The organism is Corynebacterium pacaense, assembly GCF_900169525.1.
In the GTDB taxonomy this organism is placed as follows: domain Bacteria; phylum Actinomycetota; class Actinomycetes; order Mycobacteriales; family Mycobacteriaceae; genus Corynebacterium; species Corynebacterium pacaense.
Genome location: NZ_LT821240.1, coordinates 855,598 through 871,865, shown reverse-complemented (window position 1 = coordinate 871,865; position 16,268 = coordinate 855,598). Strand labels below are relative to the sequence as shown.

The window sequence follows — 16,268 nt, the reverse complement described above, 5'->3', positions numbered from 1 at the left end:
CCTCCCCGGTTCCCGGGTCGGGCACCGGCGGGTGCGCCACCCGGGGTGGCGCGATAGAAGTCAGTGTGGGTGCTGGCATTCCGGAAAGAAAGGAATTGCTTGCTCTGTGAAATCCTTTGAGTCAAAATTATGAGCATGGCAGCAACCCCGGAGCGGACCCGCGGGCGCGGAGATAAGACCCGGCGGGGTGCGGGTCGACCGCGGATTCAGGAGACGGCCGATGACATCGTGGCCAGTGTCATCGCCACCGCCGGCCCGCGAGTGGGCAGCCGTGACTACTCAACGAGAAGGATCTCGTCTCTGACCGGTCTGAGCCAGACGGTGGTCAGCAGGGCGGTTGTGAATATCCGGCGGGCGGGTGCTGGGGGAGGCGCTCCGGATGAGGGAGGTCGTCTCCACATCGTCGAGTTCACCGTGGAGTTCCCGGAGATCACCATCGTCCTCGCCGAATCCGGGGATCACATGGGCACCCAGGTCCATGCATCGGCCAGGCGGGCCACCGCCGTGATGGCGGCGCTCCGGGTTTCCGGTGCTCGTGACTGGAAGCCCAACAAACCCCTGGAAGACTCCGGGGGTGCGGCAGCGGAGGAGTCGACCGGAGGGACGAGGAGTATCCGGTGGCGCCCCGGGGGTCCTGCCTGGGATGACTTCCTCGATGGTGTCGCCGTGGCGTTGTCCGCCTGCACCACCGACGCCGATTCCATACCGGGAGATCTTCTCGCCCTACTCGCCCAACGCGCCGATCGGGGGCTGCACGGGGTCCGGTGGCGGCGTCTCCACTCCTCCGGCCGGTCCGTACAGGGAGGAGAAACCTCCGAGGTTTTTGACTCACATCCGTTCCCGCTTCCGGAGTATCCCGCTCCGGGCCAGCGCATACCCCGGCATTCCCCCTGGTTGCCGCAGAATGAACTGTCCATCACCGAACAGATCGCGATTTCTCTGCGCAAGGAGATCATGAACTCAGGTTTTCAACCGGGCGACCGGATCCCGCCCTCCATGCTGGCCTCGGACATGGGTATTCAGGTTTCCACCGTGCGGAGCGCGATGCGGAGGATGACCGACGATGGTCTGCTGACCTTCGGTGAAGGCTCCTTTTCCATTCCGGAGGTCTCGGGCAGGGACATCATTGATCTCTACGCCGCACGGCGGCAGCTGGGCACCCTCATTCTCCGGGCCTGCAGCGCACAGCCCAGACACAGTATGCTCGCTCCGCGCATCGCGTTGCGTTCGCTCGAGGCGGCGGCGGTCCACGGGACCTCCGTCCATGTGGACCAGGCCGATCTGCATTTCCAGCAGGAGATCGCCGACAGTAGCGGGTTGCTTCAGACCGCGAGGAGTTTTCATGCACTGACGCTGAGGGTTCGAATGTTCATCTCGGTGCTGCGACTGGACTACCGGCCCGCCATCGACAGGATACTCAGCGATGACCGCCGGATTCTCCGTGCGCTGGTGAGCGGGGATCAGGAGGAGGCCGTGCGGGTGTGGTGGGCCAAGCTTGACAACGCCGTCAAGCACATGTCCGCGAAATCTCCGGTGGCCTTTGACAAGGGGCTCTGGGAGCAGTTGACCGGTGGAAGATAAGGGGAAGGTGGTCAGGGATCATCACCTTGACGGGCCGGGAAGGCACGATGACCGGGGTCTGCCTATCGGGGTGCCACGATCACGGTTACCGTAGTCGCGCGGATTCAATGCGGCTGGGGGCGATGTAGGCCGTGGCACCGGCGCAGAGGACCGCGACCAGCGTGATGATGGTTTCCCAGTTGCCGCTGAGCAGTCCGCCGAACAGCACCCAGACAACCGCGGCAGCTCCTTTGACAAGGGGCTCTGGGAGCAGTTGACCGGTGGAAGATAAGGGGAAGGTGGTCAGGGATCATCACCTTGACGGGCCGGGAAGGCACGATGACCGGGGCGGGGGGGTCGGCGGGGACCTCCACCGCGGACGCGTGGATTCAGCGGCCCCGGCAGGTGCCACTGACCGCCCGTTTGGCACTGTGATCCAGGTTATATGGTGTGACTAATGGAACTGTGGGAAGGGCTGCGAGATCTACACAACACCTCTATCTTTAGAAGTTATGAGCCCAAGACAAATTGGTGTAACCGAGGTGGCCCTGCGCGACGCGCACCAGAGCCTGATGGCAACCAGAATGGCCATGGAGGACATGGTCGGAGCATGTGAGGACATAGATAACGCCGGATACTGGAGCGTCGAGTGCTGGGGCGGGGCGACCTTTGATGCCTGCATCCGCTTCCTCAACGAGGATCCGTGGAAGAGGCTGCGCACATTCCGCGAACTGATGCCCAATTCACGCCTGCAGATGCTGCTACGAGGGCAGAACCTCCTGGGATACCGCCACTACGAGGACATGGTGGTGGACAAGTTCGTGGAGAAGTCCAAGGAAAACGGCATGGATGTCTTCCGTGTCTTCGACGCCCTCAACGATCCCCGCAACCTGGAGCGCGCGATGTCCGCGGTGAAGCAGGTCGGTGGGCACGCCCAGGGCACAATCTGCTACACCACCTCGCCGCTGCACACGGTGGAGGGCTACATCGAGCAGGCCGGTCGGCTCCTGAACATGGGGGCGGATTCCATCGCCCTTAAAGATATGGCGGCGCTGCTCAAACCACAGCCGGCCTATGACATTATCCGCGGGATCAAGGACACCTACGGCGAGGAGACACAGATCAACGTTCACTGTCACTCGACCACCGGTGTGACCATGGTGACGCTGCTCAAGGCGATCGAGGCCGGCGCGGACGTGGTGGACACCGCCATCTCCTCGATGTCGCTGGGACCGGGGCACAATCCCACCGAGTCCTTCGCCGAGATGCTGGAGGGCACCGGTTTTGAAACCGGTCTGGACATGCACCGCCTGATCAACATCCGCGACCACTTCAAGCAGGTCCGCCCAAAGTACGCGGAATTCGAGTCGAAGACCCTGGTGGATACCAATATCTTCCTCTCGCAGATCCCGGGTGGCATGCTCTCCAACATGGAGGGCCAGCTGCGCGCCCAGGGGGCCGCCGACCGCATGGATGAGGTGATGCTCGAGGTGCCCGTCGTGCGCAAGGACGCAGGGTACCCGCCACTGGTCACCCCCTCCTCTCAGATCGTCGGAACCCAGGCGGTGTTCAACGTGCTCATGGGCCGCTACAAGGTGCTCACCGCGGAATTCGCCGACCTCATGCTCGGCTACTACGGGGAGTGCATCGGCGAACGCAATCCCGATCTGATCAGGCAGGCGGAGGCACAGGCCAGGAAGGAGCCCATCACCGTGCGGCCGGCGGATCTGCTCGAGCCGGAGTGGGACCAGCTGCGCGCCGAGGCGGAATCCCTTCCCGGATTCGATGGTACCGACGAGGACGTTCTGACAAATGCGCTCTTCCCCGGCGTGGCTCCGGGATTTTTCACCACACGCGATGAGGGACCGAAGAACGTGGGCAAGACCCAGGAGCAACTGGCCAGAGAGAAGGCCGTGGCATCGGGACAGGCGAACGCCGTTCGCGAACCCATCACATACAAGATCACCGTGGGCGGTCGCAGTCAGACGGTCAAGGTAGAGCCGGGAGAATAATCATGGAACAGAGTATGCAGGAACGTCTCGACGCCCTGACCGTCGAACGCCAACGGGTCGCACTGGGTGGCGGGCAGGCAAAAATTGACAAACAGCACGACAAGGGACGGCTGACCGCCCGCGAGCGCGTCGATGCCTTCGTCGACCAGGGCACCTTCCGGGAAACCGGAATGTTTGCCCAGCACCGCACCACCGCCTTCGGCATGGACAAGGTCGACGCGCCCGGCGATGGCGTGGTCACCGGAGTTGGCGCGGTCTTCGGCCGGCCCGTGCACATCGCCAGCCAGGACTTCACGGTCATGGGCGGCTCGGCGGGAGAGACGCAGTCCGAGAAGGTGGCGGCGATGATGGAGGCCTCGGCCACCACCGGTACGCCCTTCGTGTTCATCAATGATTCCGGTGGTGCCCGCGTCCAGGAGGGCATTGACTCCCTCTCCGGATATGGAAAGGTCTTCTACAACAACGTCCTGCTCTCCGGACTCGTCCCGCAGATCTCCATCATTGCCGGCCCCTGCGCCGGTGGGGCGGCGTATTCCCCGGCCCTGACGGATTTCATCATCCAGGTGCGCGGTGCGCAGATGTTCATCACCGGTCCCGGCGTGATCAAGTCGGTCACCGGTGAGGACGTCACCGCCGAGCAGCTCGGTGGTGTCGACGCCCATATGTCCAAGGCCGGCAATATCCATTTCGAAGCCGAGAACGACGAACAGGCTCTGCTGATAGCGCAGAAGCTCTTGAGCTTCCTCCCGCAGAACAACACGGAGGAGCCGCCCATCGTGGAAGCGGACCTCGATGTCGAACCCGATGAGGTGCTGCGCGACCTGGTACCCGTCGACGGCAAGAAGGGCTACGACGTCCGCGAGGTGATCGCCCGGATCGTCGACCGCGCCGATTTCCTGGAGGTCCAGGAGGGATTCGCTCGCAATATCGTGGTCGGTTTCGCCAGGATCACCGGTCGCACCGTGGGAATCGTAGCCAATCAGCCACAGGTGATGTCGGGAGTGCTCGACATCAATTCCTCAGACAAGGCGAGTTCCTTCATCCGTTTCTGCAACGCCTTCAACATTCCACTGGTCACTCTGGTGGACGTCCCCGGCTTCATGCCCGGCGTCGCCCAGGAGCACGGCGGGATCATCCGCCACGGTGCGAAGATGCTCTACGCCTACTCCGCGGCCTCGGTGCCCAAGCTGACCGTCGTGCTGCGCAAGTCCTACGGTGGTGCCCACCTGGCCATGTGCTCCAAGGACCTCGGCGCCGACCGCGTCTTCGCCTGGCCCACCGCGGAAATCGCCGTCATGGGTGCCGATGGTGCCGTCAATGTGGTCTTCCGCAGGGAGATCGAGGCGGCGGAGGATAAGCCGGCGCGCCGGGAGCAACTGATCCAGGAGTACAAGGACACCTTCTCCTCGCCCTACATGGCAGCCTCCAGGGGACTCGTCGACGACATCATCGATCCCGCCTACACCCGCCTCCAGATCGCCGATGCCCTCGAGCTCCTGGCGAACAAGCGCGTCAGCCGTCCGTCGAAGAAACACGGACTCGGACCGTCCTAGGAGATGATGATGGAAAAGAAACAGCTCGAGGAACTGGTCGCACAGCTCTCGGCGCGACTGGATTCCGTCGAATCGGAGCTCGCCGATCTCCGTGCGCGCTCCGACGCAGATATACCGGAGGACATCCTCCTCGCCATCTCCGCCGCGGTTTCGGCCTACATGGGTAACCGCGGAAAGGTGAGGGCCGTCAGACTCCAACGTCATCGGACGTGGGCTGCGCAGGGCCGGCAGCGTGTCCAGGACCACTCCCAACTGTTCTAGAGGTCGAGGAAAATGAAACTCAAAGTCACAGTCAACGGTATTGCCTACAGCGTGGACGTGGAGGTGGAGGAGGAGCAGAAGACCCTCGGATCCATCGTCATCGGTTCACGGGGAAACACCCCCGCCGCCCCCACCACCGCCTCGGTGCAGGGCGTGGCCGCCAACGCCATCGTCGCACCTCTAGCCGGGTCCGTCTTCAAGGTCCTCGTCGAGGTTGGCGAGGAGATCGAGGCTGGTCAGGTCCTTCTCATCCTCGAAGCCATGAAGATGGAGACGGAGATTACCGCACCCGCGGCAGGCGTTGTCGCAGCCCTCAACGTCAAGGAGGGGGATGCGGTGCAGGGCGGTCAGTCCCTCGTCGAAATCGACTAGACCACACTCGGCGATTGTTGTCTCCAGACCCACGGGGGCATGGCAGTATAGAGGAAATCACCCGCTCCGTACTCCGAAGAAAGCGATGCTGAACCGCCATGCACCGATTGGTCCCACCGCGTCCCCTGCTCACCACCTCAGTGCTGGTGGCAGCGGTGAGTCTATTCGCACCCCCGGTGCATGCTGCGCAGTGGGTCGATACCGCGGCCATTGTGGATCAGGCGAACGCCACATTCTCAGGGTACGGACCGGCTCTGGACCGCCGAGTCGCGGAGGATCTCGATGCGAGCGTCAACAGCGGCATCGAGGCCGCCCTGGCCGACTTCGGCGGGGTGCGGACCCCTGCTCCGGCGCCGGTGGTCGAGATCGGGGCAGCGCAGCCACTTCCGAACTATGAGGTGCGCACCGACCTGGAATCACAGATCATGGCGGCCACCCCCGGGGAGGTGGTGCACCGCGTGCAGGGTTCCTGGTTCAACGCCCCCGCGGTACCTGCGGAGTCCATTGAGGCCGAGTCGCAGGGTACATCCCTCTATGGGCCGGGTACCCCCATCTACCTAGGTGAACACTCCATGTGCACACTCGCGGTGACCGGAACCGACGCCGAGGGGCGAAAAATCGGGATCACCGCCGGGCACTGCGGAAAGGTTGGGGACAGCGTCCGTTCCGCGGATTCCTACTGGGTCGGCGACTCCGGCACGGTGGTGGCCACGGGGACCGGCTCGGACTACTCGGTCATTGAGCTGGGATCCAATGCGGCAATAACCAATTCCTACAACGGCGTCACCGTCGATGAGATCGGGGGCACGGTTGTCGGCGGTCAGCAGCTGTGTAAGACCGGCGTGGCCACGGGCCGAACCTGTGGACCGGTGTGGACCGCCGATCAGCGCAGCACCATGTCCCAGCTGTGCGCCAACCGTGGTGATTCCGGTGCTCCCGTGCTCGCCGGTACCCGGCTGGTGGGGGTCATGTCGGGCGGCATGATCCCCAACTATGATCTCGCCTGTAGAACCCCGCTGCAGGGTCCGCTTTTCATGCCGTCATTGTCGGTGAACATGGACCAGATTCTCCGTGACATGGATGGCAGCGAGGGTCCGGGCAGCGGTTTCACGCCCGCCCGCATCGAATGAGCACGCCGCTCAACCGACGAGGGCGCGACGTACCTCATCGTGGAGCGGACCGTTGGTGGCCAGGGCATCGCCTCCATGGGGGCCGTCCTGGCCCGCCAAGGAGGTGAAGCGACCCCCAGCCTCGGTGACCAGCACCGACAGGGCCGCGAGATCCCAGAGGCTGACCTCGGGTTCCGCGGCGATGTCCACCGCGCCCTCGGCGACAAGACAGTAGGAGAAGAAGTCGCCGTACCCGCGCAGCCGCCAGGTCCGGTCGCTCAGCGCGATGAAATTCTCCCGCAGTCCCCGCGCCGCCCAGCCCTCGAGCGAGGAGAAGGACAGGGAGGAGTCGGAGAGGGTGGAGACTCCGGAGACACCGAGCTTTCTGGGTGAGCCCCCGTTGAAGCTGCGCCAGGCACCGGATTCCTCGGCGGCCCACCAGCGCCTGGACAGTGCGGGTGCTGACACCACGCCGACGACGGGCCGACCGTCCTCCAGCAGGGCGATCAGGGTGGCCCACACGGGGACACCGCGGACGTAGTTCTTGGTGCCGTCGATCGGGTCGATCACCCACTGGCGTCCCGTGAATTCAACCTCGCCGCCGAATTCCTCGCCGAGAATGGAGTCGGAGGGGCGGACCGAGGCGATCCGCTCACGCAGTGCCTTCTCAGTGGCCAGGTCGGCGTCGCTGACCGGGGTCATGTCGGGTTTCGCCGAGACATCGAGGTCGGCGGCCTCGAAGCGGTCGAGGGTGATGGTATCGGCAAGCTCGGCAAGTTCGATTGCCAGGGCGAGATCGTCGGCGTAGTTGCTCATGGGTTATCAGTCTAGTGCGCCCAGGATCGCGGAGATCTCCGTGACCGCCTGCGGGTTACCCGCGACACACCAGGTGACCCCGCCGGCGTCGACCTTGACGCAGGCGCCGCCCGCACCCTCGACGAGGGCACGGCCGGGTAGCCAGTCCCAGTCGGCGACGCTGTGCTGCATCCAGGCACCCCAGGTGCCGTCCGCGACGCTGGCCAGGTCGACGGACCCGGCCCCGAGCATCCTGAGGGTGGCGAAGTGGGTCGCCACCTCCGCCCAAACGCCGCGCACCCGCTCCTTCGCCAGCCAAACCGGGTGGATGTAGGTGGCCAGTGAGATGTCACCGCAGGGAGCGTCGACAAGCAGGGGCAGTTCCCTGGAATCGCGTGTGCTGCGGATTCCGGGGCCACCGAACCAGGTGTATCCCATGGCGGGGCGGTGCACCGCCCCGAAGACCACGCGCTCCGGTGCCGCGGGGTCACCTTCGACGAGCGCGAGTGCGGAGCACCAGTAGTCGCTGCCCCGGGTGAAGTTGTAGGTGCCGTCGACGGGATCGATCACCCAGGTTCTCCCGCTTGTCGACGCCCGGTGCGCACCCTCCTCACCCAGGATGCCGTCCTCCGGCCGCAGGGCCTCAAGGACCCCCGCGACGAAGGACTCCGCCGCCCGGTCGGCGTCGGTGACCACATCGGATACGGAGGTCTTGTAATCGGTGTCCACCCCGTTCTCCCGCATCCGCCATGCCAGCCTGCCCGCGTTGAACACCAGAGTCTGCGCGAGATGCTCATCCGAATCCTGTTCATGGGCGATGGTGAAGGTTTTTGTGATCGCCCCGATCATCTGCTCCAGGGTTGCGGTCGGCTGCATCTGCTTGGCATCATTCATGCCTCCCATTGTGCATCCTTGCGGGCGTGGTCGCTGAACTCGAGGGGCATTGCCGGGACCGCGGTCGTACCGAGATGGCGGGCGTTGTCAGGCGAACGGGTAGGATATGCAATCATGCGTCCCGAAACATCAGCAGAAATCTCCGCGCTCGAATCCACACTGACCACCATTGAAAAGGTGCTTGATCCACGGGAGATGTCGGATCGCGTTCGGGAGCTCGAGGCGCAGGCCGCGGATCCCGGCCTGTGGGATGATCCCGATCACGCGCAGCAGGTGACCTCGGAGCTTTCCCACGTGCAGGCCGATCTTCGTCGCATCACCGATCTGCGGCAGCGCATCGACGACCTGCCCATCATGTATGAACTCGCAGAGGAGGAGGACGGTGACACCTCCGTGGCGGACGAGGAGCTCGCCGAACTGCGCAGGGAGATTGACACCCTGGAGGTAAAGACGATGCTCGCCGGCGAGTATGACGCCCGTGAGGCGGTGATCAACATCCGTTCCGGGGCAGGCGGGGTCGATGCCGCGGACTGGGCCGAGATGCTCATGCGCATGTACACCAGATGGGCGGAGAAGAACGGCCACAAGGTCGATGTCTATGACATCTCCTATGCGGAGGAAGCCGGCATCAAATCAGCCACCTTCGTGGTTCACGGGGACTACATGTACGGCCAGTTATCGGTGGAACAGGGTGCCCACCGTCTGGTGCGCATCAGTCCCTTTGACAACCAGGGGCGGCGACAGACCTCCTTCGCCGAGGTCGAGGTGCTCCCGGTGGTCGAGACGACGGATCATATCGATATCCCCGACAACGAGGTCCGTGTGGATGTCTATCGCTCATCCGGCCCGGGAGGGCAGTCGGTCAACACCACCGATTCCGCGGTGCGACTGACCCATATCCCCACCGGAATCGTGGTGACCTGCCAGAACGAGAAATCCCAGATTCAGAACAAGGCCTCGGCAATGCGGGTGCTGCAGGCGAAGCTGCTGGAGAAGAAGCGCCAGGAGGAGCGTGCGGAACTCGACGCCCTCGGCGCCGGGGGCAACGCCTCCTGGGGAAACCAGATGCGGTCCTATGTCCTGCACCCCTATCAGATGGTGAAGGATCTGCGCACCAACTATGAGGTCAATGATCCCACCAAGGTGCTCGACGGTGATATCGACGGACTGCTCGAGGCCGGTATCCGGTGGCGCATGGCGCAGGGGGAGCACGCCTCCTGAATTCCGGGCCGCACGCCGGCCCCGGCGCCACGGGACCTCGGGGGAGCTGGGAATACCCGGGCAGTTTAATCACTCGCGTTTCTTTAGTAACACCGCGTTGGCTAGAGTGAGACGCGTGATCACGTTCGAGAAAGTCACCAAGACCTACAAGACATCGACGCGCCCCGCACTCGACAACGTCTCCATGACCATCGACAAGGGCGAGTTCGTGTTCCTGATCGGTCCCTCCGGCTCGGGCAAGTCAACGTTCCTGCAGTTGCTCACCCGCGAGGAGAACGTCACCAGCGGCGACCTCTATCTCTCCGATTTTCACGTGAACAAGCTCCGGGGCTCCAATGTGAACAAGCTCCGGCAGCGAATCGGTTACGTGTTCCAGGATTTCCGCCTGCTGAAGAACAAGAACGTCCACGACAACGTGGCTTTCGCCCTCGAGGTCATCGGGAAGAAGCGGGACGCCATTGAAAAGCTGGTTCCCGAGGCCCTGGAGATGGTGGGGCTGTCCGGAAAGGCGAACCGGATGCCCAATGAACTGTCCGGCGGTGAGCAGCAGCGCGTCGCCATCGCCCGTGCCTTTGTAAACCGGCCGCTGGTGCTCCTCGCCGACGAGCCCACCGGAAACCTCGACCCGGACACCTCCGACGACATCATGGTTCTGCTCGGCCGGATCAACCGCCTGGGAACCACGGTGATCATGTCCACCCACAACGCCCGCACCGTCGACGACATGCGCCGCCGTGTGATCGAGCTGCAGCTCGGAAAAGTTGTCCGCGATGACGCCCACGGCGTCTATGGCGAGATGCGCTAAGGAAGGATCAATGAGTATCGGATACGTACTTCGCGAGGCCGTGCGCGGCATGGGGCGCAACCTGACCATGACCATCGCCCTGGTGATCACCACGGCGATCTCCCTCGCACTGCTGGCCACCGGCTTCCTGGTCACGAACATGACCGAGCGCACAAAGGATATCTACCTCGACCGGGTGGAGGTGATGATCCAACTGGATGAGGACACCTCGGCCAATGATCCGGAGTGCACGGGCGAATCCTGTGTGGAGGTGCGGGAGAAGCTGGAGGGACTTGAGGGCGTCGATTCCATCACCTACCGTTCCCGGGAGCAGTCCTATGAGCGCTTCGTGGAGGTGTTCCAGAACACCGATCCGGTGCTGGTGCAGGAAACCTCGCCCGATGCCCTGCCCGCGGCCTTCCATGTGCGTCTCCAGGATCCGCTCGCCGTGGACATCCTCGACCCGGTGCGTGATCTACCGCAGGTCAGCGCCGTGATCGATCAGGTTGATGACCTCCGGGGAGCCACAGACAACCTCGATTCAATTCGGAATGCAACCTTCCTCATCGCCGCGGTGCAGATCCTCGCCTCCATCTTCCTGATCGCCAACATGGTCCAGATCGCCGCCTACAACCGGCGGGAGGAGACCGAGATCATGCGTATCGTCGGTGCCTCGAGGCTCTACACCCAGGCGCCCTTCATCCTCGAGGCAGTACTGTCGACCCTGATCGGTGCGGTACTCGCCACGGCCGGATTGTTCCTGGGCAAGGAGTTTGTCATCGACAAGGCGCTGCGCGGATTGTATGAATCGCAGCTGATCGCCCCGGTGACAACGGGTGACATCTGGATGATCACCCCGGTGATCTCGGTGATCGGTGTTCTGGTGGCGGGATTGATCGCCAACCTGACCCTGCGGTTCTATGTGCGCAAGTAGGCGGATGTGGGCAGACAGGTCGCTCGCGTAGACTGGAGACGCTATGGCCAAGAAGAATAAGAAGAAGGTCGACGATAACAACGCAGTTATCGCCACCAACCGCAAGGCCCGCCACGATTACACGATCCAGGACACCTGGGAGGCGGGCGTGGTGCTGCTGGGTACCGAGATCAAATCGCTGCGCGAGGGGAAAGCCTCGCTGGTGGATTCCTTCGCCACCATCGACGGCGGCGAGGTGTGGTTGCGCAATCTCCACATTCCGGAGTACTCCATGGGCACCTGGACCAACCACAGTCCCAAACGAACACGCAAACTCCTGCTCAACCGCAAGGAGATTGATTCGCTGATGGGCAAGGTGCGGGACGGCAACCGCACCCTGATTCCGCTGAAGCTCTACCTGAAGAACGGACGGGTGAAACTTGAGCTCGGTCTGGCACAGGGCAAGCAGGACTATGACAAGCGCCAGGACATCAAGCGCCGCACCGAGGAACGCGAGGTTACCCGCGAGCTCGGGAGGCGGGTGAAGGGGATCACGGGCTGATGGAGGTCCACATCGCCAAGGTCCATGACGTTGTCAAGGGCGAACAGATCCACGGCACCCCGATCCTGGTCGATCGCCTCTGGCCCCGCGGAATCTCCAGGGCGAAGCTGGCGGGGGTCACCTGGCTGAAGGACGCGGCCCCATCTCCGGGGTTGCGCCACTGGTTCAACCACGAGCCGGCGAGGTTCGACGAGTTCTCCCGGCGCTACCGCGCGGAACTTGATCAGCGCGCCGGGACCGGTGATGTGCAGAAGCTTGTCGACGCCGCCACCGCCGGCCCGGTCACCCTCCTGTACGCGGCCGCGGACCGGAAACACAACCACGCCATGGTGCTGGCAGACTGGCTCAGGACGTAACCTTGCGTTCATCTTGAGTATGGAGTAGAGTCGGACTTCCTGTGGAACTCGCACGAGCCCACCACAGAACAACCAACGGGGCAGACATGGTTTCGACTACGTTGATTGAGCCAGGGGAAGCGTGCCGGTGAAGGCTGGAGACCACCGTAAGCGTCGCAGCAAACCAATAAGCGCCGAGAAGTCTCAGCGCGACTACGCCCTCGCTGCCTAAGTAGCGACCGCGTGTCTGTCAGCCCAGGGGAGTCCCTGACCTGGATCCTGGCATCGACCAAGGGACTTGCCATCCAATCGCGTCCGCGGGGTTGGATGGGACTTCCACCGCAGACTGGGCCCATCATCCGGAAGCGTTCGTCCTGGCCGGAGGGCCGAGTAGAGATCCACGCGCGAACTGCGCACGGAGAAGCCCTGGCGAGGTGATGTAGGACCCGGGTTCAATTCCCGGCTGCTCCACCATACGAAGGAACCCCGCACCCCTCTGGTGTGGGGTTCCTTCGTGTTTGTACCCTGATCTGGGACTCATGCTGACGTGCGGATGTGGGCACTTTAGAACAAAAGACCGATTCCGTAAGTCGCTTGTTTGTCATGCAGGCCCTATCTGTCCCGAACTGTCACGAAAACGGACATCCCACCATGGCACGCAAGAAACGAGAATTCGGCACCGTCGACCAACTACCCTCCGGCAAGTGGAGAGCCCGCTACACCGGCCCCGACGGACGCCAGCACAAAGGTCCACACACATGGGCCGGTGAGTGCGATGCCTACAGCCGGATCCGTAGCGAACAGAAACTCATCGAGTTCGACGAGTGGTCACCACCCGCGTCACCGCCAGAGAAGACCTCGCCCGCACCGTCGGTACCTGAATCACAGAGTGGCTCGACCTTCGCTCCCGCGACAGCCGGCTCTTCGGCCCATCCATCTCGACGACTACCAATGGACCCTTGAGGCCTGCATCCTCAAAGTCACCTGACACACCGCACGCCTCAGGGACATTCAACTGGTCAAACTCACGCGCCGGGCAGTGCGATACAGCATGACAGGAGGAAACTGCCGAACGCTTCACTGATTGATCCGCTTGAGAATATGCTTATCAGAGTCAGCGCGCCGAAGTCGATTGAGATCCATGCGAGGATCGTTTTCCATTTGGCGGGTCGGGGAGCGGTACTAAAGTTCTTGAGCCCTCCCTACGGCGATCGGAATGGGCTTGGGATAGGGAGTGAATTCCGGGTGATGATACCGCGTGTTTCACTAAACCTGCGGGCATTGACCGGCTGTGGTGTGCATGATCACCCAGTAAAAGCCGACTGCCAGGCTCCTCAGATGGAGTCTAGCTCTTGAGTGCAAATCGTTACGCTGGAGCGTTTCAGTCGCTATGGGCTCATCGTTGGGTTGCCAAACTGGTCATAGAACCGCGGCGACGTCTCGCCCGTCGTCTTGTCGAACCAGATCGGATTCCCTGATTCGTCGTAGTATCCGCATACAGCGGCGGGCCCAACGCAGCCATCGGCTCGAACAGGCTCTGAATAGGTTGGGGCGGTTGAGAAATAGGCCTCGGCACGCTGGCGGATTTCCTCATCACTGGCGAGATGGCAGTTCACCGGATCGTAGATGATTGATCCGTCGGACATCATCGCTGCGTCGTTCTCCCAGCATTCAACGAACGTTGGTGAAACTGCTGGAGCTGGAGCCAGCGCTGCCGTAGCCGTCGTTGTCAGACTGGGGGTTGTCGTCTCTTCGGTAGCCGACGGCGTGACAGTCGTAGATGAACTTGAACTGGAAGTCGCTGTCGACGTCACGGTGTTAGTGGCTGGGGTTGTCGACGTCGCGGGGGTATCGCCACCGTTCGAACACCCGGTAAGCGTGATCGCCAGCGCAGTCACGGAGAGTGCAGAAGCTAAACGTTTCATGTTGGTTCCTAATCAAAGATTCAAAAGGAGCGGAGCTAAACGGAGATGTGACGTGCGTGTCTGTCCCGCCATGTAGCGACGAGGCGGATGGTCACACCCAGCTCTCGGGCGATCGCGCCGGGGCGGGCGTCGGCTCGTGCCTCAAGGTCAAGCACCGTCTCCATAGTCGTCTCCCTTCATTAGTTCATCGTCACTGCTTTCGGCAGCATAGGGGATGTGCTCGACATCGTCAGCGGATTCGTTCGAACGCGGGGGCAAAGAGGTGACCGTCGCGCGGGGTGTGGAATCCTCCAGCTCGTAGAACTCCCGGCGTCTTCATTCGACTTCCGATGAGATGATCGTGTTGGGGAGCTTTGATGGAGCTTGGAGGCCGCGCACTTCATAAAGGAAAGCTTTCTCCCCGGTGGTGAACTCAGCCTTCACGAGAGCCTGGAGCGCATTGACTCCGTAGGCCCGCGCCATTTTCACCACGAACACCTGGTCCGCCTTGGTGCCATCTTTCCACCTGGTATTGCTTCTTTTGCCGATCCACAGGTGTCTCTTCCTGGTTCGTCAGTCAGAGGGCCTTTCACACCCTGGATCAGCGCTTCCGGCCATCTGAGAAATCTTCCAGTGTCCGGGTGGAGGGGTTTTCTTCGTCCCCGACGACAGCTTGGCTGGGTGTCCGCAACACCAATACGTTGCTACGTGGCCACCTATCGCGGATCCTTCTCACACCCGATGCCGTCGCCGTCACTGTCCAGATGGCCGGCGTAGCCGGGATTGCCTGAATAGATGGGGCCACCGATTGCGTTCCATACTGCGGTGCAGTTCTTATAGCTCGCAGATGCGGGCGCCGGTGCGGGTGCCGCCGGTACGGGTGCGGGGGCAGGAGCGGGCGCCTCTTCAACCACGGGTGCCGCCGGGATGGCCGCGAACCCCTGTTGCACCACGGGGGCCTCCCCAACCGGTGGTGCGGGTTGCTCCGTGGTTGGTTCCACGGACTGCGCCAAGGTCGTCGGTGTGGAGGTCGAGGTCCTTGTGGTGGGCTTCCGTGACGTCGTCCGCGTGGTGGTGGCCACAGGCGAGGTCGTCTCCGCGGTCGGGGATGCGGTGGTAGTTGACACGGCGGGTGCGACACCCGGCTCCGGCGTGGGCAACAGCGAGGCTCCAATGAACGCCACGGCGACGGAGGCACCTGCTACGACCGGCCAGCGCCTCTTCTGTGTGGCCGGGGCATCCGGTGTCCCCATTCCCATGACGATTGTGGGGTCCGTTTCCCGGAGCAGGCCGGTCAGCTGGATGTGCTTCTTCATCGCCGAGCCGTAAGCCGAGGCGGCTTTTCTGTCGCGCGCGTTGCAGTACATCCACCAGGCGCCCGGAAGACCGAAGGCGATTGACATCAGGAGGCTGCCGAACGCCCCGCCGACGGACCCGCTGCTGAAGAGGCTGATGAGTGAGCAGGCACCGAAGACGACCGATACCCAGGCGAGGATCGATTTCCATTTGGCGGTACTGGGCGCGGTGTTCATAAAATGGGACTCTCAGTGTGCAGATCGGATCGGCCCCGTGGAGGGGCCTTGAACTTCGAGTGATGTTACGCGCCCGGCGCCGGAACTCCGCGTGCATCCGGGTGGTCAGTGGGCATGATCACCCCCGTCGCGGACCCTCTCCGGGATCCGCTCAGCAGCTTCCGCCCGCTACCGCAGTCAACCCGGGCGGTTCAGATGGGCAGGCGAGGATCGTCCTGCGGGTCCGTCGGAAGCTACCAGCCGCCGCTGAGTAGCTCGGCAAGGGGGCCGGCGGAAAACTGTGAGAGCCAGATCTCCAGCTGGTGTTCAGGTATACCCAGAGCTATCAGGATGTTCCAGATGATGAGGGTGCCGATGGCCGAGGAGCTTGAAATAAATTCCATATTTAGATATTAATTGATCAGGTGCCGCTGCGCAGCCCGGTTCCATCGGCCTCCGGTGGGGGGCTGGGGTGGAGGCGT

At 62.9% G+C, this 16,268-nt stretch carries 20 protein-coding genes and 1 other RNA gene; 13 read left to right on the top strand and 8 right to left on the bottom strand.

Annotated elements, in window-relative coordinates:
- The first annotated feature begins 135 nt into the window (after nucleotides 1-135).
- A complete protein-coding gene (locus tag B7E02_RS11160; protein ID WP_080796913.1) occupies nucleotides 136-1,581 on the top strand; it encodes a GntR family transcriptional regulator in 1,446 nt (481 codons plus the stop codon).
- 85 nt (nucleotides 1,582-1,666) lie between these two features.
- On the opposite strand, the gene B7E02_RS14805 is transcribed toward B7E02_RS11160, so the two are convergent.
- A complete protein-coding gene (locus tag B7E02_RS14805; protein ID WP_281248240.1) occupies nucleotides 1,667-1,789 on the bottom strand; it encodes a hypothetical protein in 123 nt (40 codons plus the stop codon).
- A 283-nt stretch (nucleotides 1,790-2,072) separates the two neighbouring features.
- Between B7E02_RS14805 and B7E02_RS11155 the strand changes: the two genes are divergently transcribed.
- From B7E02_RS11155 to B7E02_RS11135, 5 genes are all read left to right on the top strand, one after another.
- The gene (locus B7E02_RS11155) at nucleotides 2,073-3,572 is read left to right on the top strand and encodes a methylmalonyl-CoA carboxytransferase subunit 5S (RefSeq protein ID WP_080796092.1); all 1,500 of its coding nucleotides are present in this window, start codon (nucleotides 2,073-2,075) and stop codon (nucleotides 3,570-3,572) included.
- A gap of 2 nt (nucleotides 3,573-3,574) precedes the next feature.
- Nucleotides 3,575-5,125 (top strand): acyl-CoA carboxylase subunit beta, encoded by a 1,551-nt coding sequence (locus tag B7E02_RS11150; RefSeq protein WP_080796089.1) that lies wholly within the window; start codon nucleotides 3,575-3,577, stop codon nucleotides 5,123-5,125.
- A gap of 9 nt (nucleotides 5,126-5,134) precedes the next feature.
- The gene (locus B7E02_RS11145) at nucleotides 5,135-5,386 is read left to right on the top strand and encodes a hypothetical protein (protein ID WP_080796912.1); all 252 of its coding nucleotides are present in this window, start codon (nucleotides 5,135-5,137) and stop codon (nucleotides 5,384-5,386) included.
- A gap of 12 nt (nucleotides 5,387-5,398) precedes the next feature.
- Entirely contained in the window at nucleotides 5,399-5,758 is a 360-nt protein-coding gene (locus B7E02_RS11140; protein ID WP_080796087.1) for a biotin/lipoyl-containing protein, read from the top strand.
- A gap of 98 nt (nucleotides 5,759-5,856) precedes the next feature.
- A complete protein-coding gene (locus B7E02_RS11135) occupies nucleotides 5,857-6,888 on the top strand; it encodes a S1 family peptidase (protein ID WP_080796085.1) in 1,032 nt (343 codons plus the stop codon).
- A 9-nt stretch (nucleotides 6,889-6,897) separates the two neighbouring features.
- Here the strand turns inward: B7E02_RS11135 and hisN are convergent, their stop codons facing one another.
- Both hisN and B7E02_RS11125 read right to left on the bottom strand, forming a co-directional pair.
- A complete protein-coding gene (hisN, locus tag B7E02_RS11130; protein ID WP_080796084.1) occupies nucleotides 6,898-7,683 on the bottom strand; it encodes a histidinol-phosphatase in 786 nt (261 codons plus the stop codon).
- Nucleotides 7,684-7,689: 6 nt separating this feature from the next.
- A complete protein-coding gene (locus B7E02_RS11125) occupies nucleotides 7,690-8,556 on the bottom strand; it encodes an inositol monophosphatase family protein (protein ID WP_425429796.1) in 867 nt (288 codons plus the stop codon).
- Nucleotides 8,557-8,670: 114 nt separating this feature from the next.
- On the opposite strand from B7E02_RS11125, the gene prfB reads away from it, so the two are divergent.
- The 7 genes from prfB to B7E02_RS14980 all read left to right on the top strand — a co-directional run bounded on the left by prfB (nucleotide 8,671) and on the right by B7E02_RS14980 (nucleotide 13,334).
- Nucleotides 8,671-9,777 (top strand): peptide chain release factor 2, encoded by a 1,107-nt coding sequence (gene prfB / locus B7E02_RS11120; protein WP_080796081.1) that lies wholly within the window; start codon nucleotides 8,671-8,673, stop codon nucleotides 9,775-9,777.
- A 115-nt stretch (nucleotides 9,778-9,892) separates the two neighbouring features.
- The gene (ftsE, locus tag B7E02_RS11115; protein ID WP_080796079.1) at nucleotides 9,893-10,582 is read left to right on the top strand and encodes a cell division ATP-binding protein FtsE; all 690 of its coding nucleotides are present in this window, start codon (nucleotides 9,893-9,895) and stop codon (nucleotides 10,580-10,582) included.
- Between the two features lie 10 nt (nucleotides 10,583-10,592).
- Complete coding sequence (gene ftsX / locus B7E02_RS11110) at nucleotides 10,593-11,495, top strand: permease-like cell division protein FtsX (RefSeq protein WP_080796078.1); 903 nt, start codon at nucleotides 10,593-10,595, stop codon at nucleotides 11,493-11,495.
- A 43-nt stretch (nucleotides 11,496-11,538) separates the two neighbouring features.
- A complete protein-coding gene (smpB, locus tag B7E02_RS11105; protein WP_080796076.1) occupies nucleotides 11,539-12,036 on the top strand; it encodes an SsrA-binding protein SmpB in 498 nt (165 codons plus the stop codon).
- Nucleotides 12,036-12,392, top strand: a complete 357-nt coding sequence (locus B7E02_RS11100) for a DUF488 domain-containing protein (RefSeq protein ID WP_080796074.1) — start codon at nucleotides 12,036-12,038, stop codon at nucleotides 12,390-12,392. Before smpB ends, B7E02_RS11100 begins: the two co-directional genes overlap by 1 nt.
- Before the next feature lie 77 nt (nucleotides 12,393-12,469).
- Nucleotides 12,470-12,845: a transfer-messenger RNA gene (gene ssrA / locus B7E02_RS11095) on the top strand.
- Between the two features lie 129 nt (nucleotides 12,846-12,974).
- On the top strand, nucleotides 12,975-13,334 hold the full coding sequence (locus B7E02_RS14980) for a hypothetical protein (RefSeq protein ID WP_483862421.1): 360 nt from the start codon (nucleotides 12,975-12,977) through the stop codon (nucleotides 13,332-13,334).
- Between the two features lie 425 nt (nucleotides 13,335-13,759).
- Here the strand turns inward: B7E02_RS14980 and B7E02_RS14105 are convergent, their stop codons facing one another.
- The 5 genes from B7E02_RS14105 to B7E02_RS14400 form a co-directional block, all read right to left on the bottom strand.
- Complete coding sequence (locus B7E02_RS14105; protein WP_143336736.1) at nucleotides 13,760-14,296, bottom strand: hypothetical protein; 537 nt, start codon at nucleotides 14,294-14,296, stop codon at nucleotides 13,760-13,762.
- A 35-nt stretch (nucleotides 14,297-14,331) separates the two neighbouring features.
- Complete coding sequence (locus B7E02_RS14800) at nucleotides 14,332-14,460, bottom strand: hypothetical protein (protein ID WP_281248239.1); 129 nt, start codon at nucleotides 14,458-14,460, stop codon at nucleotides 14,332-14,334.
- 151 nt (nucleotides 14,461-14,611) lie between these two features.
- Complete coding sequence (locus B7E02_RS14505) at nucleotides 14,612-14,773, bottom strand: hypothetical protein (RefSeq protein WP_218672388.1); 162 nt, start codon at nucleotides 14,771-14,773, stop codon at nucleotides 14,612-14,614.
- Nucleotides 14,774-14,991: 218 nt separating this feature from the next.
- Entirely contained in the window at nucleotides 14,992-15,807 is an 816-nt protein-coding gene (locus B7E02_RS11085) for an excalibur calcium-binding domain-containing protein (protein WP_245802255.1), read from the bottom strand.
- Between the two features lie 233 nt (nucleotides 15,808-16,040).
- Nucleotides 16,041-16,190, bottom strand: a complete 150-nt coding sequence (locus tag B7E02_RS14400) for a hypothetical protein (RefSeq protein WP_179129714.1) — start codon at nucleotides 16,188-16,190, stop codon at nucleotides 16,041-16,043.
- Between the last annotated feature and the right edge of the window lie 78 nt (nucleotides 16,191-16,268).

What these genes read in the sequence shown, in the direction of transcription:
- prfB (WP_080796081.1), top strand. Translation starts at nt 8,671, where the DNA reads ATGCGTCCCGAAACATCAGCAGAAATCTCCGCGCTCGAATCCACACTG.
- B7E02_RS11085 (WP_245802255.1), bottom strand. Translation starts at nt 15,807, where the DNA reads ATGAACACCGCGCCCAGTACCGCCAAATGGAAATCGATCCTCGCCTGG.
- B7E02_RS11150 (WP_080796089.1), top strand. Translation starts at nt 3,575, where the DNA reads ATGGAACAGAGTATGCAGGAACGTCTCGACGCCCTGACCGTCGAACGC.
- B7E02_RS14800 (WP_281248239.1), bottom strand. Translation starts at nt 14,460, where the DNA reads ATGGAGACGGTGCTTGACCTTGAGGCACGAGCCGACGCCCGCCCCGGC.
- smpB (WP_080796076.1), top strand. Translation starts at nt 11,539, where the DNA reads ATGGCCAAGAAGAATAAGAAGAAGGTCGACGATAACAACGCAGTTATC.
- ftsX (WP_080796078.1), top strand. Translation starts at nt 10,593, where the DNA reads ATGAGTATCGGATACGTACTTCGCGAGGCCGTGCGCGGCATGGGGCGC.
- B7E02_RS11125 (WP_425429796.1), bottom strand. Translation starts at nt 8,556, where the DNA reads ATGAATGATGCCAAGCAGATGCAGCCGACCGCAACCCTGGAGCAGATG.
- B7E02_RS11145 (WP_080796912.1), top strand. Translation starts at nt 5,135, where the DNA reads ATGGAAAAGAAACAGCTCGAGGAACTGGTCGCACAGCTCTCGGCGCGA.
- B7E02_RS14400 (WP_179129714.1), bottom strand. Translation starts at nt 16,190, where the DNA reads ATGGAATTTATTTCAAGCTCCTCGGCCATCGGCACCCTCATCATCTGG.
- B7E02_RS14105 (WP_143336736.1), bottom strand. Translation starts at nt 14,296, where the DNA reads ATGAAACGTTTAGCTTCTGCACTCTCCGTGACTGCGCTGGCGATCACG.
- B7E02_RS11135 (WP_080796085.1), top strand. Translation starts at nt 5,857, where the DNA reads ATGCACCGATTGGTCCCACCGCGTCCCCTGCTCACCACCTCAGTGCTG.
- B7E02_RS11140 (WP_080796087.1), top strand. Translation starts at nt 5,399, where the DNA reads ATGAAACTCAAAGTCACAGTCAACGGTATTGCCTACAGCGTGGACGTG.
- B7E02_RS11155 (WP_080796092.1), top strand. Translation starts at nt 2,073, where the DNA reads ATGAGCCCAAGACAAATTGGTGTAACCGAGGTGGCCCTGCGCGACGCG.
- B7E02_RS11100 (WP_080796074.1), top strand. Translation starts at nt 12,036, where the DNA reads ATGGAGGTCCACATCGCCAAGGTCCATGACGTTGTCAAGGGCGAACAG.
- B7E02_RS14980 (WP_483862421.1), top strand. Translation starts at nt 12,975, where the DNA reads ATGCAGGCCCTATCTGTCCCGAACTGTCACGAAAACGGACATCCCACC.
- hisN (WP_080796084.1), bottom strand. Translation starts at nt 7,683, where the DNA reads ATGAGCAACTACGCCGACGATCTCGCCCTGGCAATCGAACTTGCCGAG.
- B7E02_RS11160 (WP_080796913.1), top strand. Translation starts at nt 136, where the DNA reads ATGGCAGCAACCCCGGAGCGGACCCGCGGGCGCGGAGATAAGACCCGG.